The 20,863-nt window shown below is 60.5% G+C and carries 20 protein-coding genes; 8 read left to right on the forward strand and 12 right to left on the reverse strand.

The window, feature by feature from the left end; all coding sequences use genetic code 11:
* Positions 1 to 21: 21 nt before the first annotated feature.
* From bamA to Q5H92_RS18640, 11 genes are all read right to left on the reverse strand, one after another.
* On the reverse strand, positions 22 to 2,529 hold the full coding sequence (gene bamA / locus Q5H92_RS18590; protein WP_305013058.1) for an outer membrane protein assembly factor BamA: 2,508 nt from the start codon (positions 2,527 to 2,529) through the stop codon (positions 22 to 24).
* Positions 2,530 to 2,547: 18 nt separating this feature from the next.
* Positions 2,548 to 3,294 (reverse strand): undecaprenyl pyrophosphate synthase, encoded by a 747-nt coding sequence (gene uppS / locus Q5H92_RS18595; RefSeq protein ID WP_305013059.1) that lies wholly within the window; start codon positions 3,292 to 3,294, stop codon positions 2,548 to 2,550.
* Positions 3,295 to 3,425: 131 nt separating this feature from the next.
* Positions 3,426 to 4,181 carry a type IX secretion system protein PorG gene (gene porG, locus Q5H92_RS18600; protein ID WP_305013060.1) on the reverse strand — a complete coding sequence of 252 codons (756 nt, stop codon included), beginning with the start codon at positions 4,179 to 4,181 and terminating at the stop codon, positions 3,426 to 3,428.
* A gap of 47 nt (positions 4,182 to 4,228) precedes the next feature.
* Positions 4,229 to 5,131: a DUF6089 family protein gene (locus Q5H92_RS18605; RefSeq protein ID WP_305013061.1), complete on the reverse strand. Its 903-nt coding sequence runs from the start codon at positions 5,129 to 5,131 to the stop codon at positions 4,229 to 4,231.
* A gap of 146 nt (positions 5,132 to 5,277) precedes the next feature.
* Positions 5,278 to 6,165, reverse strand: a complete 888-nt coding sequence (locus Q5H92_RS18610; RefSeq protein WP_305013062.1) for an NAD kinase — start codon at positions 6,163 to 6,165, stop codon at positions 5,278 to 5,280.
* 91 nt (positions 6,166 to 6,256) lie between these two features.
* A complete protein-coding gene (locus tag Q5H92_RS18615) occupies positions 6,257 to 7,717 on the reverse strand; it encodes a BamA/TamA family outer membrane protein (RefSeq protein WP_305013063.1) in 1,461 nt (486 codons plus the stop codon).
* A 6-nt stretch (positions 7,718 to 7,723) separates the two neighbouring features.
* Positions 7,724 to 8,401, reverse strand: coding sequence for a CBS domain-containing protein (locus tag Q5H92_RS18620; protein WP_305013064.1), 678 nt, complete (start codon positions 8,399 to 8,401; stop codon positions 7,724 to 7,726).
* A 129-nt stretch (positions 8,402 to 8,530) separates the two neighbouring features.
* Entirely contained in the window at positions 8,531 to 9,313 is a 783-nt protein-coding gene (locus Q5H92_RS18625) for an alpha/beta fold hydrolase (protein WP_305013065.1), read from the reverse strand.
* A gap of 11 nt (positions 9,314 to 9,324) precedes the next feature.
* A complete protein-coding gene (locus tag Q5H92_RS18630; protein ID WP_305013066.1) occupies positions 9,325 to 9,921 on the reverse strand; it encodes an anthranilate synthase component II in 597 nt (198 codons plus the stop codon).
* 146 nt (positions 9,922 to 10,067) lie between these two features.
* Positions 10,068 to 10,598 carry a CvpA family protein gene (locus Q5H92_RS18635; RefSeq protein WP_305013067.1) on the reverse strand — a complete coding sequence of 177 codons (531 nt, stop codon included), beginning with the start codon at positions 10,596 to 10,598 and terminating at the stop codon, positions 10,068 to 10,070.
* A 140-nt stretch (positions 10,599 to 10,738) separates the two neighbouring features.
* Positions 10,739 to 11,200 (reverse strand): GatB/YqeY domain-containing protein, encoded by a 462-nt coding sequence (locus Q5H92_RS18640; protein ID WP_305013068.1) that lies wholly within the window; start codon positions 11,198 to 11,200, stop codon positions 10,739 to 10,741.
* Positions 11,201 to 11,404: 204 nt separating this feature from the next.
* Here Q5H92_RS18640 and Q5H92_RS18645 point away from each other — a divergent pair, with 204 nt between their 5' ends.
* The 3 genes from Q5H92_RS18645 (at position 11,405) to Q5H92_RS18655 (ending at position 15,424) form a co-directional block, all read left to right on the forward strand.
* The gene (locus tag Q5H92_RS18645; protein ID WP_305013069.1) at positions 11,405 to 12,118 is read left to right on the forward strand and encodes a pyridoxine 5'-phosphate synthase; all 714 of its coding nucleotides are present in this window, start codon (positions 11,405 to 11,407) and stop codon (positions 12,116 to 12,118) included.
* A 168-nt stretch (positions 12,119 to 12,286) separates the two neighbouring features.
* Positions 12,287 to 13,303, forward strand: coding sequence for a tRNA 2-selenouridine(34) synthase MnmH (gene mnmH, locus Q5H92_RS18650; protein WP_305013070.1), 1,017 nt, complete (start codon positions 12,287 to 12,289; stop codon positions 13,301 to 13,303).
* Between the two features lie 180 nt (positions 13,304 to 13,483).
* Positions 13,484 to 15,424 (forward strand): NIDO-like domain-containing protein, encoded by a 1,941-nt coding sequence (locus Q5H92_RS18655; RefSeq protein ID WP_305013071.1) that lies wholly within the window; start codon positions 13,484 to 13,486, stop codon positions 15,422 to 15,424.
* A 75-nt stretch (positions 15,425 to 15,499) separates the two neighbouring features.
* Here the strand turns inward: Q5H92_RS18655 and Q5H92_RS18660 are convergent, their stop codons facing one another.
* Positions 15,500 to 16,498 carry an AAA family ATPase gene (locus Q5H92_RS18660; protein ID WP_305013072.1) on the reverse strand — a complete coding sequence of 333 codons (999 nt, stop codon included), beginning with the start codon at positions 16,496 to 16,498 and terminating at the stop codon, positions 15,500 to 15,502.
* A 433-nt stretch (positions 16,499 to 16,931) separates the two neighbouring features.
* On the opposite strand from Q5H92_RS18660, the gene Q5H92_RS18665 reads away from it, so the two are divergent.
* From Q5H92_RS18665 to paaA, 5 genes are all read left to right on the forward strand, one after another.
* Complete coding sequence (locus Q5H92_RS18665) at positions 16,932 to 17,153, forward strand: PID-CTERM protein-sorting domain-containing protein (protein ID WP_305013073.1); 222 nt, start codon at positions 16,932 to 16,934, stop codon at positions 17,151 to 17,153.
* Positions 17,154 to 17,248: 95 nt separating this feature from the next.
* Entirely contained in the window at positions 17,249 to 17,818 is a 570-nt protein-coding gene (gene xrtX, locus Q5H92_RS18670) for an exosortase X (protein WP_305013074.1), read from the forward strand.
* A complete protein-coding gene (locus tag Q5H92_RS18675) occupies positions 17,802 to 18,362 on the forward strand; it encodes an XrtX-associated membrane protein (RefSeq protein ID WP_305013075.1) in 561 nt (186 codons plus the stop codon). Before xrtX ends, Q5H92_RS18675 begins: the two co-directional genes overlap by 17 nt.
* Positions 18,363 to 18,500: 138 nt before the next feature.
* A complete protein-coding gene (paaE, locus tag Q5H92_RS18680) occupies positions 18,501 to 19,574 on the forward strand; it encodes a 1,2-phenylacetyl-CoA epoxidase subunit PaaE (RefSeq protein ID WP_305013076.1) in 1,074 nt (357 codons plus the stop codon).
* A gap of 174 nt (positions 19,575 to 19,748) precedes the next feature.
* Positions 19,749 to 20,705 carry a 1,2-phenylacetyl-CoA epoxidase subunit PaaA gene (gene paaA / locus Q5H92_RS18685; RefSeq protein ID WP_305013077.1) on the forward strand — a complete coding sequence of 319 codons (957 nt, stop codon included), beginning with the start codon at positions 19,749 to 19,751 and terminating at the stop codon, positions 20,703 to 20,705.
* Positions 20,706 to 20,863: the final 158 nt, after the last annotated feature.

Genomic DNA, 20,863 nt, shown 5'->3' on the forward strand with positions numbered 1-20,863 from the left:
ATGTCGCTCGCTAGTGCCCGGCTAGCGAATTTGCTGGCCGATGATGAAGTGGAAACGGTTCATGTCCTGCGTGCCCGGGTTGAGGGCAGTGGGAATGACGGAGTCAAAGCCGTGGCCGAAGTCAAACCCGAGCAAACCAAAGGCCGACATGAAGATGCGGGCGCCGACCCCGGCCGAGCGGTACAGCTTGTAGGGGTTGTAGTTGGTGTAAGCATCAACTGCGTTGCCGGCTTCGGCAAAGGCCAACACGTACACCGTAGCAGCCGGGTTGAGGCTGACCGGGTAACGCATTTCCAGCACGTACTTGTTGAAGGCAATGCCGCCGGGCTGGTTCTGCTGCGCCGTGGGAATGGCATAGGCTTCGCCTGGGTCGGCATAGCCGCGCAGGCCCACGTAGTCGGCGCCCACCAGGAAGTTGCCGCCGCCGTTGTAGCCCAGGCCCGCGCCGCCCATTTTGAAGCGTTCAAACGGCCCCACGTTGCGGTTTGAGTTGTAAGTGCTCAGGTAGCCGAAGTGGGCGCGGGTGTTCAGCACCAGCTTGCCCACAATGGGCGTAAACCACGAGGCGTCGAACATCCATTTGTGAAACTCAATCCACTCGTTGCTGGTGTGGTCTTTATTCAGCAGCGAGTACGGCGGCGTCAGGTTCACGCTCAGGCTCAGCGAGGAGCCGCGGCGGGTATAGGTCGGGTTATCAATGCTGTTGCGGGCCAGCGTGGTGTTCAGCGTGATGTTGTTGAACGTGCCCGTGGTGGCGCCGGCAATGGCAATGTAGTTTTGCGTCTGGTACTGGCTGTACGACAGCGAATTGCTGAGCGTAAAGTAGTCATCCGGCACGCGCAGCTGGCGGCCCAGGCCCACCGTAGCACTGTTCACCTTGATGAACTGGTCGGAAGCCGCGTCCAAAGCCGCTCCGGCGCGCTGCACGCTGTGGTTGAGGCTGAAGGAGAAGGAATTGGGGCGACGACCGCCCAGCCACGGCTCCGTAAACGACAGCGAATATGCCTGGTACTGCACGCCGTTGGCCTGCACGTTCAGGGCCACGCGTTGGCCGTCGCCAGCCGGCACGGGCGTCCAGTTGCGGAAATTGCCGGCCTTGCGCAACGAGAAGTTATTGAAAACCAGACCCACCGTGCCAATAAAGCCGGCATAGCCGCCCCAACCGCCCGACAGCGTCACCTGGTCCGAAGGCTTCTCCACTACCGTGTAGTTGATGTCCACGGTACCGTCGGCCTGGTTCGGCACGGGGTTGATGCCAATTTTCTCGGGGTCGAAATAACCCAGCGTGGCAATTTCCCGCTGCGAACGAATGAGCAGTTCACGGTTGAACTTGTCGCCGGGCAGCGTGCGCAGGGTGCGCCGCAGCACGTGGTCGCTGGTTTTGGTATTGCCGGCGATGTTGATGTCCTTGATGTGCGCCTGCACGCCTTCGCTGATGCGCATCTCGATGTCGATGGAATCGCCATCTACTTTCGTCTCCACCGGGTCGATGGTGAAGAACAGGTAGCCATCGTTCAGGTAAAGCGACGAAATGTCCTGCCCCGTGGGGTTGTAGTTCATGCGCTTGTCCAGCACTTCCTTGCTGTACGGGCTGCCGGGCTTGATGCCCAGCACGTTAGCCAGCGTTTTATCGTCGTAGAGATAGTTGCCGGTCCAGGTGATGTGGCGGAAGTAATACTTCGGCCCCTCGTCCACCTTGATGCTGAGCGCCAAGCCCTGGCTGTCACGTATCAGCGTGTCGCTCACAATAGCGGCATCGCGGTAGCCTTCAGTGTTGTAGAATTCGATGAGCTTCTTTTTGTCCTCCTCGTATTCGCTGCGTTGGAACTTGCCCGCCGTCAGGAATTTATAAGGCTTACGCTCCTTCGTCTTCTTCAGCTTGCCTTTCAGCTTGCGGTCCGAGAAAGCCTTGTTACCCTCAAAAGCAATGTCGTGAATCCGCACCTTAGAGCCCTTGTCCACGTCAATACGCAGGGCCACACTATTGGCCAGCGCCGAGTCGGCCACCTGCACCACGTTCACCTTGGCATCGAGGTAGCCTTTGTTCACAAAGAACTTACGTACTTGAGCGCGCGTGTTGTTCAGCAGCGCGTCGGTCACCACCTTACCCCGGATGAGGGCAATTTTCTTGGTGAGGTCCTCCGTCTGGCCTTTGCGAATGCCCGAGAAGGTAAACTTCGACAGACGCGGCCGCTCCTTCACATTATAGTCGAGGAAAATCTTGTTGCCTTCGATGCGGGAAATCGTCACGCTCACATCCCCCAGCAAGCCCTGGCCCCACAGCTTACGAATGGATTTGCCAATCTCCTCCCCCGGAATATTGATGTCATCGCCCACCCGTAAGCCAGACAGACTGATGAGCGTATTGGGGTCAAGGTTACGGGCCCCGCTCACCGTGACGCCGCCCAGCTGGTATTTTTTGGGTTCGTCGCCCGCTGGTGGAGCCGCCTGCTGCGCGCGTGCCGGATGGCTCACCGCACTCCCCAGCATCCCCAAGGCCAGCACTAATCTTACAACTAAATTACGCACAAGAAAAATTACAAAAATTTAAGAGACAGCTACTTGCTCACTGGTTTTGCCAAAGCGGCGTTCCCGGCGCTGATAGGCCATAATGGCCTCCCGAAAATGCTCTTTCCGAAAATCCGGCCACAGCAAGTCCGTAATATATAACTCGGTATAAGCCAGTTGCCACAGCAGAAAATTGCTAATGCGCTGTTCGCCGCTGGTTCGGATAAGCAGTTCCGGGTCCGGCATGTTGGCCGTCACCAGGTAGCTAGCCACGGTCTTTTCGCTTACCTCGGCGGGCTGCAGTTGGCCACTGGCCACATCGGCGGCCATGCGCCGCGTGGCTTGGGTCAGGTCCCAGCGTCCGCTGTAGCTCAGCGCCAGCACCAAAGTCATGCGGGTGCCTGCTTTGGTCAGTTCCATGGCCTCGGCCAGTTCGCGCTGGCAATTTTTCGGCAGTGTGCTGATGTCGCCAATGGCTTCCAGGCGAATGCTGTTTTTCAGCAGAGTCGCCGTTTCCTGCCGAATGGTGTGCACCAGCAGCTGCATCAGGGCCATCACTTCGAGGGCTGGACGGTTCCAGTTCTCGGTCGAGAAGGCGTACAGCGTCAGATAGCGCACGCCCAGTGCGGCAGCCTCCTCCACGGTTTCGCGCACAGCCGTGATGGCACTCTGGTGCCCAAACACACGCAGGCCGCCCCGTTGCTTTGCCCAGCGCCCGTTGCCGTCCATTATGACGGCTACATGAGCGGGAATATTTTGAGTATCTATTTCGGCCTTGCCGGTCATCTTTGCGGTTTCGCTAAAAGAGGCCGCAAGTTACGGAAATGGTTGCATTTAGCGGCGGCACCCACTTGGGCACACCCGTCGCGGCATAGCAAATTCTCTTTATTTCTCAGATTGTTCTATTGCAGCACCAGCTATTTGAGCAGCTTCTTGTTCTTTTTATACTGGCTGGGGCAAGGTATCTTATAAAAAGTGTAGGACAGATTCAGGCCGCTGTAGTAGTACCAATCCTGGTCGTGCGGGTTCACCAGCAACGGGTCTTGGTCGCCGAGATGGTCAAGCTGGTCAGTGAAGGCCTTCCGCACACCTAGTTCCAATCCCAAGTTGAGGTGCTCCGACAAAGCATATTTCAACCCTGCCCCCGCTGGGATAGAAAATCCCAGCATCGCCCCATCCCGATTGAAGTCATTCCCGAGTTGGGCGTTGTTGGTCACCGTGCTGGTATTGGCATAGAATGCGGCCAACCCAGCAAACAGATAAGGAGTGAAGTGAATCTTGTCGGTGCGGTAATGATAGTCCAGGAAATTGTATTCCACGACGGCCGATGCCTCCAGAACACTGCCTTTCATATTGGTCTGCCGGTACCCCAGCAAAGGTGGCACTCCCCCATTCATCCCGCTCACATTGTCATCGGCAGCCCGTAGTAGGCCGGCGGTGAATCCCCCCCGCAACGTAATTGGCACCGACACATCTTTGCGGTAGAACACCGTGAAGGCGGGCCGGCTGTTTTGCAGCTGATACTCCGGTGAGATTTCTCCCCGGTAATTGGTGGCGCCAAGGCCAATGCCCAACTCGCTGGTATTTTGCGCACTTACTGATGCACAAAAACAAACACTCCCCGCTTGCACGAGGCAAACGAGGAGTGCGGTATTGAAAATTGAATTTGTCATTTAAACTATTTGCTGGCTAGGAAAGGGTCTCAACCAGCGGCCGCTGGTTAGCGGAATTTGGGGTTCTTGATGCGGGGCGTCAAGATGTAGTTCAGGGTAACGCCGGTAACGATGTACCAGTCGGTCTTATTGCCGGTGTCGCCGCGCTGTGCTACGCCGCCGTTAGGCTGGCCGGTAAATCCTGCATATTCGCCGGTCTGGCTCAAGGTGATACCGTTGCCAAAGTACGCCTGCTGGGGCGTACCGCTGATTTTTGAAAGCGCCGTGTACTTTCCGCCTACGTCATCGATGTAATCGGTGAAGGTCTTGCGCCAACCGATTTCCAGGCTGGCGTCAAAGTTGCGGTTGATACGGTACCGGATACCGCCACCGAAGGGGATGGACAGTTGGTATTTGCTGTATGCCGTTTCCTGGCCTTCGGTTTTCAGCGGCTGCAGGTCCACGTAGGTACCATCGGTGTACAGGCCTTGGGGAGAGTTGTAGAAACCGGCAACGCCTACAAATACATACGGCACAAAGTCCGGGCGTTTGAGGTAGTTGTTGCGGTTCTCAATCAGGTCGACAATAGCGACGGCCGATGCCTCGAAGATATCGTTGCGGAAAGAAAAATTTCGGTTGCGACGGAAACGAGCATCCGGGTCGCTCACGTCTTTGGTAGCCAAAGCGTCATCGCCCGTAATACGGCCGTAAGTAAGACCAAAGCGGCCCGATACGCGCGGATAAAAGCGACGAGTAATGGAAACGCCTGCGCTTACGCGGGTGGCGCCGGCCCGGAGGCTGGTAAAATTAGTGTTCGGCGTAATATCGCCGAAGTAGTTCATTGCGTTCAGGCTGAAGCCAACCGAGTTGTACTGCTTCCGCTTGCTGAACTGCTGAGCATCCGCGTCCGGCGCAGCCACCAGGGCCAACCCGAGCGCAATTGCCGAGGAATAAGTGAAAATATTTTTCATAAGGCAACGAAAATGATGATTCGAGTTTCGGGGTGTTGAGGGCAGTGCAGTGAATGCGCAGTTTCAGACGGTGACAAAAGTAGGCCTAATCGGGAACTAAAAAAACTTTCAGCGATTTTTTCAATAAAAAACCTGTTCATTTTCAGTTAACTTCCGGCCGGATTACGACGGTCGAGGCCCCAATTGAGCTTACTGCGCAAGGTACTAAGGAAGTTAACGTGGTTTAATTTTACTAGACGAGCGTTGAAGGTTTCGCGGCGAACGGCAATCTGGACGGAGGCTTCGACGGGCAGGGAGCGTGAATCGAGGGCCAGCATATAGCTGGTGCTGCGGCCTTCAATCTCAAAGGAAATTACGCTCTGGTCCGACACCACGAGGGGGCGCACATTCAGATTGTGGGGGCATACGGGAGCAATAATAAAATTGTTTGTTTGGGGGAGCATTACCGGGCCGCCGCAGCTGAGGGAGTAGCCGGTGGAGCCGGTGGGTGTGGCAACGACCAGACCGTCGGCCCAGTAAGAGTTCAGGTATTCGCCATCGATGTAGGTGTGTACTACAATCATAGACGAGGTGTCGCGCTTGAGGACGCTGAACTCGTTGAGGCCAAAATTGAGGCTGCCGAAGACATCGGGGTCGGTGTCGACGCGAATCAGGCTGCGCTCTTCGATATTGAAGTGGCCTTTGTAGAGGGCATCAATGGCTTGGGCAATGCGGTCGGGGGTGATGGTGGCGAGGAAGCCGAGCCGGCCGGTGTGGATGCCAAGAATGGGAATTTGGAGGCTGCCAACGTAGGTGACGGTGTCGAGCAGGGTGCCATCGCCGCCGATGCTGAGCACGAACTGCACGCCGCGCAGGGAGTCGCCGCGGCGGAACTCGGTGGTGCCGGGGGGCAGGCGCAGGCGGTTGTCGAGGAAGGTGCGAAAGGCCTCGCCGATGCGGACTTCGGCGCGGCGCGCGGCTAGGTCGTCCAGTAGGGCTTGGATAGCCGGTGCGGCTTCATCGTCGAAAGGCTTGCCGAGAATGGCGATTTTCATGCGGAGGGAAGAAAAGACTTGGGCATAGACGCGACCGGTTCACTTGGGTGATTCATAACAAAGAAATAACCAGACGAGCAGGCATCAGCGGCTAAATAGGGAATTCGGCTCGGAAAAAATAGCCGGTTTGCCCTAGGCCATTCAGGGTGTATTCGACGGTGAAGACCCGGTCATAATACGTGACGAGGTGCAGGCCGAGGCCGACGGAGCGAAGAAAGTGGTTGGGCAGGCGATTTGAGGGCGGAGGTGCCGGGGCGATGACGTAGCCGGCATCGGTAAAGATATTGAGGTAGAGGGCGAGCGGGATGGTGTTGATTTTGGGATTATCGATGCTGCCCAAGCGAATGGCGCGGGGCCGCAGGAGGGCGTAGGATACACCTTGCTGCACCAGGCCATAGTGGCGGCCGTCGATAACGTACTCATCGTAGCCCCGCACGAGGTCGGCGTAGCCCAGGGCGCGGGTGTCGGCGTAGGCGAGGCGGCGGGCGAGGCGCGTTTGGCCGCTGAGGCCGATGCTGTAATAAAAGTTGTGGCCCAGCGCTAGGTAGCGCGAGTAGCTGAGATGCAGCGTGGTGATGCTGGGCGCGACGCCTCCCAGAAAAACGCGGTGTGAGAGCGACACCTGCGCATATTGGCCGGTGAGCGGATAGGCAAAGGTGCGGCGCTGGTTGCGGGTGCTGGTGAGAGTGAAGTCCAGGTACTCGCGCTGGGTGCGGCCGAGGTAATAATCGGCATTATAGTAGGCAATGGTGTCGGCGAGGCGCTCGCGGTGGTAAGACACGTCGAACGCCGTGAGGAACTGAACGGTGTGCCGCAGGCGCAGCCCGCCCGTAGCGTAGAAGCGCTGAATGGGAAAGCCTGCTTCGGCGCGAAACGGTACGAGGCGGTCGGCCTGGGTGATGTAGTCAAGGGTGCGGCTTTGGTAGTAGGAGGCGCCCACGCCGAAGCCCAGACGGCGGTAACGGCCCAAGCCAGGGGCTTCGTAGAACAGCTCGTACTTGCGATTGAAACCGAGCTGCAGATTGGCACTGACCTGCTCGTTGCGGCCGCGGAAGTTGGTGCGCACCAAATGCACGCCGTAATCGAGACGGCGCCAACGGTCGGAGCGGTCGAGCCAGGAGCGCAGGTTGCGGTCAGCCAGCGAAAGAATGGGGACCGGGAAAGTGTAGAGCCGTTCCTGCAAGCCGAACACGATGAGCCACTTGCCGCCGGTGCAGCTGGCCTGCACCACCACCGCGTGGTAAAGCTGCAGGTTAAACAGACGGCTGCGGTTGGCTTCGAGGCGGGCGGCTACGTCGGCTACGGCCAAGGTATCGCCTTCGTGAAAATCAAGCTCGACCCGCAGGATGCGCTCTTTAGTAATGGCATTGCCCAAAAACAGGATGGTGCCTACCGGGGCACGGGCCAAAGCAGCACAGGGCAACACGCGCACCAGCGTATCGGACGGCACTACGACGGGTTTAAGCAGGCGCGGCAGGGTATCGGCGGGCGCCTGGCTGGGGGCCGGGCCGGCCAGCAGCATCCGCAGGAATAGTAGGAAGACGCCGAACACCCGTGATTAGACGCTCAGGTACCGCAGCAGGGCGTCGTAGCGGTCCTGCTCATCCTCGTTCGGGGCGGCGGTGCCGCTGAACTGGGCGGTGACAACGTAGCCAAACCGCTCCAGCGTGGCCGTGATGCGGGCCAGGTTGTCGGTATTAAGCTTGAGGGTGAGGCGGATGCGGTAGGGGTCGACTTCGTCCTGCGCGACTAGGGCGCTGAGGATTTTGGCGTTGTTTTCTTCTACGTAGCGGCTGATTTGGGTGAGCGAGTAGTCCCGCTCCTCCATGGTGAGGACGATGATGCCGCCTTGCCCGCCGCCGGCCGGTTGCTGGCCAAAGGCGGCCAGCGCGTCGGCAATGGTCACCACGCCGGCGTACTCCTGGTGCTCATCGACTACCGGTACGAGCTGAATTTTATTTTCAATGGCCAGCTCCATCACGCGGTAGAAGTGCTGGTCGGGGCGCACGTAGGCATCGGCGTAGCCCAGGGGCAGCTCGGAAAGCAGCGTTTCGGGGTCGTCGAAATCGGCCAGGTCGGACTCGGTGACGAGGCCACGGTAGTGGCGGTTGTCGAGCACCGGCAGCTGGGCCACGTGAAACTCATCGAGCCAGCGCGCTGCTTTGCCCGCCGAATCGGTGCCTTTCAGGGGCGGAATCATTTCGTTGAGTAAGTCCTCGGCGAGCAGAGCGGGCATAGTCTTAGCTGATAAGGAGGTAAACGGCAATAATGGCGGAATTGGGTGGAAAGGATAGAATAAAACAGCAGCCCGCGGCGTGATGGTCTGGTGAACAACAATCGGGCCGGCCAAAAAGATAACTGCCTTTTAGGCAGCCACGGCCGGCGCGGTTTCGGTAGTACGCAAAAACCGGCGCAGGTAGGCATTAAAGCCGGCGGGGCGCTCCATCATGGGGGCATGGCCGCAGTGGTCGAGGAAGCGTAGCTCGGCGTGGGGCAGCAGGCGGGCAAACTCGTGGGCCACGGGCGGCGGCGTGATGGTATCGTTCAGCCCCCAAACCAGTAGCGTGGGCACCCCGATTTTCGTAAGCTCCTTGCTCAGGTTGTGGCGCTGGGCCGACCGCGCAATGGCGATGATGCGCAGGCACTTGGCGTTGGAATTCGTGACGTTGAACACCTCATCGACCAGCTCCCGGGTGGCAATGCTGGGGTCGTAGAACGTGTAGCCCACCCGCTCCTGCACGTAGGCGTAGTTGCCGCGCTTGGGGAAGGAGCCGCCCATGCTATCCTCAAACAACCCGCTGCTGCCGGTGAGCACCAGGCTATTGACGCGGCTGGCGTTGCTGAGAGCATAGACCAAGGCGATGTGGCCGCCCAGGGAGTTGCCGAGTACGGCGAAGGACGGCGGCAGCGCCAACGCTTTGACGAAGCCTTCGACGTAGGCCACCAGGCCCGGTACGCCGGCCTGCGTGAGGGGCATGTCGTAGACGGGCAGCAGGGGGATGATGACGCGGTGGTCGGTGGAGAACTCCTGCACCACGTCCTGCCAGTTGCTGAGCGCGCCAAAGAGGCCGTGTAGCAGGAGCAGCACAGGGCCCTGGCCTTCGTCCACATACTCGTACCCATGTTGGTGCTGGCGGCGCAATTCCATCTCGTTTCTCGTCAATTACCGGCGGTTTTGGCAATGATACAACAACGGAGCCAATTGGCCAAAATTGCCAGCCCGTGCGGCGTCAACAGGGCTTCGGGGTGAAACTGGACGCCGTAGAGCGGCAGCGTGCGGTGGCGCAGGGCCATGAGCTCGGGCACCGGGCCGGTGGTGCGGGCCAGCGGCACGAGGACCGGCGGCAGGGGTTCGCAGACCAGCAGCGAATGGTAGCGCGTGACTTGCTGAGTGGCAGGCAGCCCCGCGAAAAGCGGTTCGTTCGGCGCGCACTGCATTTCCGACACTTTACCGTGGACCGGGCGCGCCGCACGGGTCACGGTGCCACCGAAAAATTCCCCCAAAGCCTGGTGGCCCAAGCATACGCCCAGCATCGGCACCTGCTCATGATAATGCTGAATGACGGCGGGCATCACGCCGGCCTGGGCGGGCGTGCCGGGGCCGGGCGAGAGGACGATGCCATCGAAACTGAGTTGTTGGAGTTCCGACAGCGGCACGTCGTTGCGGCGCACGATGACTTCGGCCTGCAATTGGCGCAGGTAGTCGGCCAGCGTGAAGGTGAAGGAATCGAAATTATCGAGGAGCAGCAGGCGCACTTTTGGAGGGAAAACGGAGAATAGAGAACGTCATGCAGAGCGCAGCGAAGCATCTTGCCCGCAGCAAGTAATCTAATCGGGTGCGTTAGTTGTTGCGGGCAAGATGCTTCGCTGCGCTCTGCATGACGTTTCATTTTCTTCAATCTTCACCCCTTCACAAACGCCGCCCGCATTCGCACCAGCAAATCCTGGGCGATGGGCAGCACGTAGCCGGTGATTTGCAGGGCCATTGGCGTAGCTTGTCGCACGATGGGCAGCACCTGCGAGCCAGCCACAAGACTGGGCGAAAGCAGATGCAAACCTGCCAGGCCGGTGCCGTGCAACAGCAGGCTCAGGCCGAGAATCCATTTGAGGACGCCGGCCGCGCCGCCCAGCAGGTTGTCGAGCACACCGAGGGGCGTGAGGTGGACGGCCGTTTTGAGCAGGCCGCCCAGCAGGTGCACGCCCCACATAATGCCCACAAACACCAGCGCAAACGACACCAGTGGCAGCATGCCGAAGGCGTCGCCCACGTACTGCCGCACCAGCGGCACGGCCGCCGAGAGCAGGCTCAGCCCCCCTATTACGGCCAGCACGAAGGCCAGCAGCGACACGGCTTCCAGCACCAGCCCGCGCCGGTAGCCCTTCACAGCCCCGATGCCCAGTGGCAGGAGAAGCAGGATGTCGAGGGCAGTCACTTCTTCAATGGGTGAATGGGCGAATGGGCGAATGGGTGAATGGGCGAATGGGTGAATGGGCGAATGGGCGAATGGGTGAATGGGCGAATGGGCGAATGAATCCATTCACTCATTCGCCCATTCACTCATTCACCCACTGATTATAGGTTCGTGTTGTTCAGCAAATGGCCCAGCACGTCGGAAATGCGCTTGCCGTCGGCCTGGCCCGAGAGCTCGCGGGCGGCCACGCCCATCACCTTGCCCAGGTCGGAGGGGCCGGTGGCGCCCACGCGCTGGATGATGTGCACGAGGCGCTCCACGAGGTCGGCTTCGGTGAGCTGGGCGGGCAGAAATTCTTCGATGATGGCCAGCTCGGCCAGTTCGTTTTCTTCGAGCTCGGAGCGGAATTGCTCCTTGTAGATGGCGGCGGCGTCGCGGCGCTGCTTGGCGGCTTTGTTAAGGAGCTTGAGCTCGGCCTCGGGGGTGAGGGCGGCGCCGTGGGCGCCCTCAGCGGTTTCGGCCAGCATGATTTGCGATTTGATGCTGCGCAGGGCGGTGAGGCGCAACTTGTCCTTAGCCAGCATGGCTTGCTTGATGGCGGCGTCGATGGTGTCTTTTAACATGAGGCGGATTGGTGGGTTGATGGCGGAGGGTTGAATAGATAGAACAACAAAGAACGTCATGCAGAGCGTAGCGAAGCATCTTGCCCGCAGCAAGTAATCTAAACGGGTGCGTTAGTTGTTGCGGGCAAGATGCCTCGCGGCGCTCTGCATGACGTTCTTTTGCCCTCGCTAACCCAATCCACTACCCCACCAACCCATCACCCCGTGACCAAGCTCAGCGTCAACATCAACAAACTGGCCACCCTGCGCAACGCCCGGGGCCACAACCGCCCCGACATCCTGCAGGCCGCCCGCGACATTGAGCGGTTTGGGGCCGAGGGCATCACCGTGCATCCGCGCCCCGACGAGCGCCACATCCGCTACCAGGACGTGCGCGACCTCAAGCCCATTGTGACGACGGAGCTGAACGTGGAGGGCAACCCCACGCCCGACTTCGTGGCCCTGTGCCGCGAGGTGCGCCCCGAGCAGGTGACGCTGGTGCCCGACGCGCCCGACGCCATCACCTCCAACTCGGGCTGGGACGTGGTGACGCACCAGCAATTCCTGCGCGACGTAGTGGCTGAATTGAAATCCTTTGGCTGCCGGGTGAGCATCTTCCTTGACCCCGACGTGCGCTTGGTGGAAGCCGCCGCCAGCACCGGCACCGACCGCATCGAGCTTTACACCGAAGCCTACGCCGTGCAGTACCTCGCCGACCGCGAAGCCGCCGTGGCCCCCTACCGCGCCACCGCCGCCCGCGCCGGCCAGCTGGGCCTGGGCGTGAACGCCGGCCACGACCTCGACCTCGACAACCTGGCCTTCCTGCACCAGCAGCTGCCCGAGCTGGCCGAGGTGAGCATCGGCCACGCGCTGGTATGCGATGCCTTGTACCTGGGGCTGGAGAATACGGTGCAGCTGTATCGACGGCAGCTGCGGTAGTCTCTATTGCATAACTGATAAGCAGTCCGTCATGTCGAGCGCAGCCGAGACATCTCGCGTGTCGAAGTAATCCAATCGCAAGAAAAAAGAGTAGTGTCAGCACGCGAGATGTCTCGGCTGCGCTCGACATGACGGGCTGTTTCCTTCTTGTTCTCTTTCCTCAAACACATGCCCCGCCACCCCCTCGCCGAGTTCGAAGACCTGCCCTACCCCATTCTCGACGTGCGGGCGCCCATTGAGTTTGCGCAGGGCCACGTGCCGGGCGCCCTCAACCTGCCGCTGTTCACCGACGAGGAGCGGGCCCGCATCGGCACCACCTATAAGCAGGTGAGCCAGGAGCGGGCCGTGCACCTGGGCCTGGAATTCTTCGGGCCGAAGATGTCACAGATGGTGAAGCAGGCCAAGAAGCTGGCTCCGGGCAAGGAAGTGCGGCTGCACTGCTGGCGCGGCGGCATGCGCAGCGGCGCGGTGCTGTGGCTGCTGGAGCTGGCCGGCTTCAAGGTCCATCTGCTCGATAAAGGCTACAAGGACTACCGCCGGGCGGTGCTGGCCTCCTTCGATGCACCGCGGCAGTGGCGCGTGCTGGGTGGCCTGACGGGCAGCGGCAAAACCGACGTGCTGCATGCCCTGGCCGCCGCGCCCCACCAGCAGCCCGTGCTCGACCTCGAAGGGCTGGCCCACCACAAGGGCTCGGCCTTCGGCAGCATTGGCCAGCCGGCCCAGCCCACGCAGGAACAGTTTGAAAACAACTTAGCCGCCGCCCTGCTGCAGCTGCCCACCGATGCACCGGTGTGGGTAGAGGACGAAAGCCGCCAGATTGGACGGCTCACCATTCCGCCGGCTTTGTTTGAGCAGATGCGGACCTCGCCGCGTTACGTGCTGGAAGTGCCCCGCGCCACCCGCGTGGCCAAGCTGGCCGCCGAGTACGGCGCCGAAAGCCCCGCCCTGCTGGCCGAAGCCATTGAGCGGCTACGCAAGCGCCTGGGCGGCCTGGCCACCCAGCAGGCGCTGGCCGCCGTGGAAGCCGGCGACTTTGCGCGCATGGTGGAGCTGGTGCTCGATTATTACGACAAGACCTACACCTACGGCCTAACCCAGCGCCCCGGCGAGCCGGCTCGCACCTTTGTGCCCGTGACCGACTGCAACCCCGCCGAGAATGCAGCTTCTTTACGGCAATTCACGTAAGCATGCAACGCCAGATTCCGCATTGCGTGTCTTTGTCCACGAAATTACCTGAGCGGTTTGGCGGCGGCTGTCGTAATTTGGGCACCGGTTTAGACTACGGCCGTATTTAGTTGATTGGCCGTTGCCGTTTTGTTTCTCATTTATTCCCCTTTTCATATTCACCACCTTTTCCCCTTTTTCATGTCCTCATCCCTACAAACTCGGCTGAAACGAGCCAGCCGGTTATTGCCGGTGGCACTGCTTCCTTTCGCGGCGCACGCCCAATTCAACTACGCCCCCAGCAATGCTACCAACGTGGCGGGCACTTACACCGACCTAGGCACCACAGGCACTGCCATCACCACCGCCAACACCGACGACGCGAACTCGACGGCGCAGGCCATTGGCTTTAGCTTCAGCTTTAACGGTGCCACCTTTACCCAGTTTGTGCTGAACACCAACGGGCTTATTAGATTGGGCAGCGCGGCGCCATCGTCGGCAGCGGCCTTCCCAACATACGCTCAGGCCCCCGAAACGGGTCCTATTTCGGGCACCAACACCGCAGATGTCAACCTGATTGCCCCGCTTAACCTTGACCTAGGCCCCGGCACGGCCGGCGGCACGGAGTACCGGGTGGTAACCACCGGCACGGCCCCGAACCGGGTGTGCACTATTCAGTGGAAAAACGTATCCGATAAGCCTCAGGCAGCAGCCGCTAGTGTTCCGACCGTCATCACGTCTCAGCTGGCCAACGTTTCGTTTCAGGTTAAGCTTTACGAAACCACCAACAACATTGAGTTCGTGTACGGGGCAGCCGTGGTCGGAACGGGCACAGCTAACGCCAAGTATGCCGCTGTAGGCATCAAAGGCTCGGCCCCGGCTTCTTCGGTGGTGGCCTCGAAACTTTCGTCAGCGGCGTGGTCAACCACTACGTTCGCCGCGGGCCCATACCTTGACCCCACCTTGGGCAACGGCCACAACATCCGTCAGACCTTCCTGCCGGATGCGGGCCGTACCTACCGCTTTGTGCCTGGCGCATCCTGTGGCGACATCACAGTATCCAACGTCAGCACCACGAACAACTCAATCGTACTGACGTTTACCCCGGGCTCCGGCAACACGAGCTACAACGTGACTTATACTGCTGGTGGTGCCGTTCAAACCCTCACCCCAGCACCTACTGCTTCGCCCGTTACCATTCCCAACCTGCTGCCTGGCACCACCTACCAGGTCACCATCCAGGGTGTATGCAGCGCCGGCGCCGGCGCCACGCTGGGCGGCCTGCTCACCACCACCGGCACGCCTCCGGCAGCTACTTACGTTACGTTGCCTTACACCGAAAGCTTCGAAGGGCCTTGGGTTAACGGCCTGAGCACCCGCGACCTTCCCACGGTTAACTGGCGCAACATGCCTGCGACTACCGATGCCTCCTGGCGTCGTGAGGACGACGGCGCTTCGGCCAACTGGAGCTTCCTGACGGGAGCTGCGACCGGTGCTTACACCCCAGTTGCCAGCGCCGGTTCGCACTCGGCCCGTTTCCACACCTACGGTACCGATGCACCTGCCGACGGCGGCCTTCTCGGCAAGCTCGACCTGTACGCTAACCTGAGCGGCACAGGCACTAAAACGCTGACCTTTGATTACATTAACCCGACCGGAACCGACCAGCTGCAGGTATTCCTGAGCACCGACGGCGGGGCCACGTTTAGCACCACGGCCTTGGTCACGGCTGGCGTTAGCGCATCTTTTAGCTCACGCACGGTCACCATCCCCAGCACGTCGGCTACCAGCGTTATTCGCTTCCAGGCCACTTCCGATTTCGGCAACGACGACATTGGCATCGACAACCTGCGCCTGACTGTAATTTCGGCCACCCGCAACGAAGCCCTGGCCGCCACGGTGGGCTTGGCGCCTAACCCCGCCCACAGCAGCTTCCAGCTGCTGGTGCCGGCCGGCAGCCTGCACGCCGCCACCGCCACGCTAAGCAACGCGCTGGGCCAGACGGTGCTCGTGCGCCAGCTGAACCTGCCCGCCGCCGGCGGCACCGCCGATTTCGACGTGAGCCGCCTCGCCGCTGGCGTGTACTCGCTGACGCTGAAAACCGGCAACGACCTCGTAGTGAAGCGCGTGGTGGTGGAATAACCGCCTCCCGCTTTGCACCAAAAAAGGGCTGACCGCATGGTCAGCCCTTTTTTTATAGCCTTCGGAAAGCCCCGTCTAGCTGATGGGCACCTTGCGCAGGATGGCCTCAATCAAATCCTGGGTGCGGATGCCGTCGGCCTCGGCCTCATAGGTGAGCAGGATGCGGTGGTTGAGCACGTCGGCGGCCACTTCCTTGATGTCTTCGGGCAGCACGTAGTCGCGGCCTTCGAGGTAGGCCACGGCTTTGGCGGCGCGGTGCAGGGCAATGCTGGCCCGCGGGCTGGCCCCAAACTGCACGGCCTGGGCAAATTCGGGCAGGTCGTAGTCGGCCGGGCGGCGGGTGGCGAATACTAGTTCGATGAGGTACTTCTCCAGCGTATCGGAAATCTGCACCTGGTTGATTTGCTGGCGGATGCCAAAGATGTCGGCTTTGGTGAGAATGGGCTGCACGTCTTCCACAAAGCTGAGGTTGGCCATGCGGCGCATTACCTCCAGCTCGTCGGCTTTTTTGAGGTAGTCGACGTGCACTTTCAGCATGAAGCGGTCGACCTGGGCCTCGGGCAGCGGATAGGTGCCTTCCTGCTCCACGGGGTTTTGGGTGGCCAGCACCAGAAAGGGCAGGTCGAGCGGGTAGGTAGTATCGCCGATGGTGACCTGCTTTTCCTGCATGGCTTCGAGCAGGGCACTCTGCACCTTGGCTGGCGAGCGGTTGATTTCGTCGGCCAGCACGAGGTTGGCGAAAATCGGCCCTTTCTTTACCTCGAAGATGGACTGGTTCTGGTTGTAAATCATGGTGCCCACCAGGTCGGAGGGCAGCAAATCGGGGGTGAACTGCACGCGCTGAAAATGCAGATGCAGCACCTTAGCCAGTGTGGATATGGTGAGTGTTTTGGCCAGGCCGGGCACCCCTTCGAGCAGGATGTGCCCGCCCGTGAACAGGCCGATGAGCAGGCGGGTGAGCAGCGACTGCTGGCCCACCACCACCTTGCCCATCTCGGCAAAGACCTGGCGGATGAGGGGATGGTAATCGGTGGGGGAAGCCGCCGGAAGAGGCGCATCGGAAGCAGGAAGCATAGCGGAATAGCAAGCCAAATTGAAAGGCGCAAGGTAGGCACTGCGTTCGGCTGCCGCTACAGGACTGGCAGGTGCGGCCGGGTTGGCGGCGGAGCCAGCAGCAGCCACGCTCCCGACGGCATGGGCCACCAGCACCGTGCCCGCCACTACTGCCCGGGAACCAGCGACGCCAGCTGACAGCGACACCCTCCGGCTGGCTTCCGACGTATATGGGCGGCAACTGTGAGGTTATTAAATGAAGTATTTTAAAAGTCTTCAAAACCGTGCTTGCCGCCTTAGTGCTACGGCTGCGTTATTATTGAATGACTCCATGATAAAATTGCAATACAAACTCATCCTGTACCTGTGGGAAAGGGTTTGCATTCCAAAATATTGCTTTACATTTACTCCTGCCGATATTCACCGCCTTTCTTCACCACTTCAGCCTTTTCGCATGAAATCATTTCTCCTAAACCGCTTACTGCCAGCACTCACGCTCATCATAGCCTTTGGTGGAACCCTGCTGGCCCAGCCCAGTAGCGGCGGCCCTGGCCCGGGCACGCCTCCAACGGTAGACCCCACCGCCACCCCGCTCGACGGCGGTGTTTCGCTCCTGCTGGCCGGCGGCGTGGCCTACGGCATCAAGCACCTGCGCAACCGCCGCAAAAAATCATAACCGTCGCCGCTTGGCGTATGTGTCAGTCCGACGGCCTTCCTTGATTGGTGGGCCGTCGTTTTTTGCAGCTTTGCAGTCGTCCTTATATCCGCTTTATGCATCCCACCGCTCCCGCCACCGGCGCCCCGCCCGATAACCGCCTGCTGTTTCGCTTCCTGCTTGTGGCCGGGGCGATGTACCTGACCTGGTTTTTTGCCTACCAGCAGTGGTTGGGGCCAGATGGCCGGCTCGACGCCGCGCTGTGCAGTCAGATTGCCGCCGCCAGCACAGCTTTGCTGCAAGTGTTGGGGTTTGATGCGGCCATCGCGCCCACCGATGCGCAGCTTCTACTCATGAGCGGGCAGCCCTCAGTGATTGTATTCCCGGCTTGCAACGGCCTGGTACTGTATGCATTGTTTGGCGGTTTCGTACTGGCCTTTCCGGGGCCGTGGCGCCGCAAGGCGTGGTTTATCCCGGCTGGCATTGCCCTTATCTGGAGTCTGAATGTGCTGCGCGTGGCGGGCCTGGCCATCAACCACCACTACTCGCACCAAACCGTCGATTTTAACCACCACTACACCTTCAACGTGGTGGTGTACGGCTGCATTTTTGGCCTCTGGATGCTGTGGGCCCGCCGCCTGGCCCTCGACAATACCCCGCCCCCCGCCGATGCCGCGCGGAGCTGATACGCTGCCCGTCCTCCCGGCTTCCCGGCCCGCGCCCAAGCCTTGGGCGTTGGTGGCCCTGTTGCTACTGGCGCTGCTGCTGCTGGGCTTCTACGAGGAGCCAATTGTTCTATTTCTGACCAGCGTGTGGCAACGCGTTCTTTCGGCGCTAGGGCTGCAGCGGCAAGCCGCCGCCTTTCAGCAGGGCATCAACGGCAGTGTGGTGAAGCGGCTGCTGCCGGCGGTGGCCACTTACGCGGCAGTTTACTTGGCCGTGAGTCTGCTGCTGCTGCGCGTGCTGCTGCCCGGGCAGTGGCGGCTGGTGTGGCGCCTCTACGCGGGCGCACTGGCGGTGTACGTGGCGCTCGTGATGCTGGGCAAGCTGGGCGGCGACGTGGAGTGGGCCTATCGCCTTAGCCGGCAGTTGCTCGATTTCATCATCAGCCCCCTGCCGATTGCCGCGCTGTTTGTGCTGCTGCGAAAGGGCCTGGTTGCCCCGCCCCAAACCCCGCCAGCCGGCCAGACTTTAAAACCTACAGGGGCCGAAGTGACACCAGTGGAATAACAAACACTCGTTAGCTTTTTGGGTTATAATGACTACTTTTGGAAACGCGTCGGTGCCCGGCTGACGTTCTTAGCCTGCAGTGCTGGCTAGTAGTTACCCGCGGGCCAGTCGCTTCTACTGCTCATTCCCCTCCCACCCATGAGCCGGTTTCACCAGCTGAAAATCAGGAATATCCGCCGCGAAACGCCCGACTGTGTTTCGGTGGCATTTGACGTGCCGGCCGAGCTGCGCGAAACGTTCCGCTTCACGCCCGGCCAGTACCTGACGCTACGCCGCGAGCATCAGGGCGAAGAGCTGCGGCGCTCCTACTCCATTTGCAGCAGCCCGCTCGATGACGAATGGCGCGTGGCCATCAAAAAAGTACCCGAAGGCCGCTTCTCGACGCTGGCCATGGATGGCCTGCACGTGGGCGACACGCTGGACGTGATGCCACCGCAGGGCCGTTTCTCGCCCGCGCTGCACCCGACGCAGGCCAAACGCTACGCCCTGTTCGCGGCCGGCAGCGGCATCACGCCCATCCTGAGCATCGCCAAAACGGTGCTGCTGACCGAGCCCGACAGCCAAGTGTACCTCATCTACGGCAACCGGGGCCGCAACTCCATCATCTTCAAGGAAGCTATTGAGGGCCTGAAGAATAAGTTTCTGAACCGCCTCAGCGTATACCACGTGCTGAGCCGTGAGCAAGGCGACAGCGACCTGTTTTTCGGCCGGCTGGACTATGCCAAGGCCACCGAGTTTCTGCAGAAGATGGTGCCCGCCGCGCAGCTTGATGAGGCCTACATCTGTGGCCCCGAGGAGATGATTCACGGCGTGAAGCAGGCGCTGGCAGAGGCCGGCGTGGCGCCGGAAAAAATTCATTTTGAGTTGTTTGCCTCCACTAAGGGCGCAACGGCAGTGAAAGCCGCCGCTCATGCCGTGGGCGAAGACGACCAAAAAAGTCAGGTGACGGTGCGCCTCGATGGCCGCGCCTACCCGCTGGCCATGTCGTACTACGGCGACACGGTGCTCGATGCCCTGCTGGCTATTGGCGTCGATGCGCCATATTCCTGCAAAAACGGTATGTGTAGCACTTGCCGCGCCCGCGTGACGGCCGGCAGCACGGAGATGGACGTAAACTACTCGCTTTCGGAAACGGAAGTAGCCAAAGGTTATGTTCTGACTTGTCAGGCCCGGCCGGTAACGCCGGAAGTGACGGTTGATTTTGACCAGTAAGAACGTTGACTACCCGAAAAAGAACGTCATGTCGAGCGCAGCCGAGACATCTCGCGTGCCGAAGTAATCCTGACGATTGAGTTACCACCACACGCGAGATGTCTCGGCTGCGCTCGACATGACGTTCTGATAATTATTGTTCCCCTTCCACTCACCACCATCCCACCCAGTCCCATGGAAACCCTCGAAAAAGTCCTCACCCCGGAAGAGCAGTTTCAGGCCCGCATCGACGCCGACGTGCGCATCGAGCCCAAGGACTGGATGCCGGACGCTTACCGCAAAACCCTGATTCGCCAGATTTCGCAGCACGCGCATTCGGAACTGGTGGGCATGCTACCCGAAGGCAACTGGATTACGCGGGCGCCTTCGCTCAAGCGCAAATCCATTTTGCTGGCCAAGGTGCAGGACGAAGCCGGCCACGGCCTCTACCTCTACAGCGCCGCCGAAACGCTGGGCACCACCCGCGACCAGATGCTGGCCGACCTGCACTCGGGCAAGGCCAAGTACAGCAGCATTTTCAACTACCCCACCCTCAGCTGGGCCGACATGGGCTGCGTGGGCTGGCTGGTGGATGGTGCTGCCATCCTGAATCAGGTGCCGCTGTGCCGCACCAGCTACGGCCCATATGCACGGGCCATGGTGCGCGTATGCAAGGAAGAAAGCTTCCACCAGCGCCAGGGCTTCGAGGTGATGCAGACGCTGTGCGAAGGCGCGCCGGTGCAGAAGGAAATGGCCCAGGAAGCCCTCAACCGCTGGTGGTGGCCCACGCTGATGATGTTCGGCCCGAAAGACGCCGACTCGCCCAACACCGCCCAGAGCATGAACTGGCGCATCAAGCGCTTCACCAACGACGAACTGCGGCAGAAATTCGTGGACATGATGGTGCCCCAGGCCGAATTCTTGGGCCTGACCGTGCCCGACCCGGCCGTGAAATGGAACGAAGAGCGCCAGGCTTACGACTTCGGCGAAGTGAACTGGGACGAGTTCTGGGCCGTGGTGAAGGGCAACGGCCTCTGCAACCACGAGCGCCTGCAGGCCCGCGTGCAAGCCCACGAAGACGGTGCCTGGGTGCGCGAGGCCGCCAATGCCCACGCGGCCAAGCGCGCGGCGCGGGAGGCGGTAGCGGCATAGATTTCTGGCGAGTGACAAAGAAAAAAGAACGTCATGCTGAGCGCAGCCGAAGCATCTCTACCGCAGGAGTAAATCCAGTTGACTGAATTGCGTTGCGCAGTAGAGATGCTTCGACTCCGCTCAGCATGACGTTCTTTTTTAGCAATCAACAAAAAGCG

Source organism: Hymenobacter mellowenesis, from assembly GCF_030581005.1.
In the GTDB taxonomy this organism is placed as follows: Bacteria; Bacteroidota; Bacteroidia; order Cytophagales; family Hymenobacteraceae; genus Hymenobacter; species Hymenobacter mellowenesis.

Bases quoted from the DNA above. Each gene is read 5' to 3' on its own strand.
- paaE (WP_305013076.1), top strand. From the start codon at position 18,501: ATGAGCCGGTTTCACCAGCTGAAAATCAGGAATATCCGCCGCGAAACG.
- Q5H92_RS18620 (WP_305013064.1), bottom strand. From the start codon at position 8,401: ATGCCCGCTCTGCTCGCCGAGGACTTACTCAACGAAATGATTCCGCCC.
- Q5H92_RS18655 (WP_305013071.1), top strand. From the start codon at position 13,484: ATGTCCTCATCCCTACAAACTCGGCTGAAACGAGCCAGCCGGTTATTG.
- Q5H92_RS18625 (WP_305013065.1), bottom strand. From the start codon at position 9,313: ATGGAATTGCGCCGCCAGCACCAACATGGGTACGAGTATGTGGACGAA.
- Q5H92_RS18610 (WP_305013062.1), bottom strand. From the start codon at position 6,165: ATGAAAATCGCCATTCTCGGCAAGCCTTTCGACGATGAAGCCGCACCG.
- Q5H92_RS18675 (WP_305013075.1), top strand. From the start codon at position 17,802: ATGCCGCGCGGAGCTGATACGCTGCCCGTCCTCCCGGCTTCCCGGCCC.
- Q5H92_RS18660 (WP_305013072.1), bottom strand. From the start codon at position 16,498: ATGCTTCCTGCTTCCGATGCGCCTCTTCCGGCGGCTTCCCCCACCGAT.
- mnmH (WP_305013070.1), top strand. From the start codon at position 12,287: ATGCCCCGCCACCCCCTCGCCGAGTTCGAAGACCTGCCCTACCCCATT.
- xrtX (WP_305013074.1), top strand. From the start codon at position 17,249: ATGCATCCCACCGCTCCCGCCACCGGCGCCCCGCCCGATAACCGCCTG.
- Q5H92_RS18640 (WP_305013068.1), bottom strand. From the start codon at position 11,200: ATGTTAAAAGACACCATCGACGCCGCCATCAAGCAAGCCATGCTGGCT.
- Q5H92_RS18605 (WP_305013061.1), bottom strand. From the start codon at position 5,131: ATGAAAAATATTTTCACTTATTCCTCGGCAATTGCGCTCGGGTTGGCC.
- paaA (WP_305013077.1), top strand. From the start codon at position 19,749: ATGGAAACCCTCGAAAAAGTCCTCACCCCGGAAGAGCAGTTTCAGGCC.
- porG (WP_305013060.1), bottom strand. From the start codon at position 4,181: ATGACAAATTCAATTTTCAATACCGCACTCCTCGTTTGCCTCGTGCAA.
- uppS (WP_305013059.1), bottom strand. From the start codon at position 3,294: ATGACCGGCAAGGCCGAAATAGATACTCAAAATATTCCCGCTCATGTA.
- Q5H92_RS18665 (WP_305013073.1), top strand. From the start codon at position 16,932: ATGAAATCATTTCTCCTAAACCGCTTACTGCCAGCACTCACGCTCATC.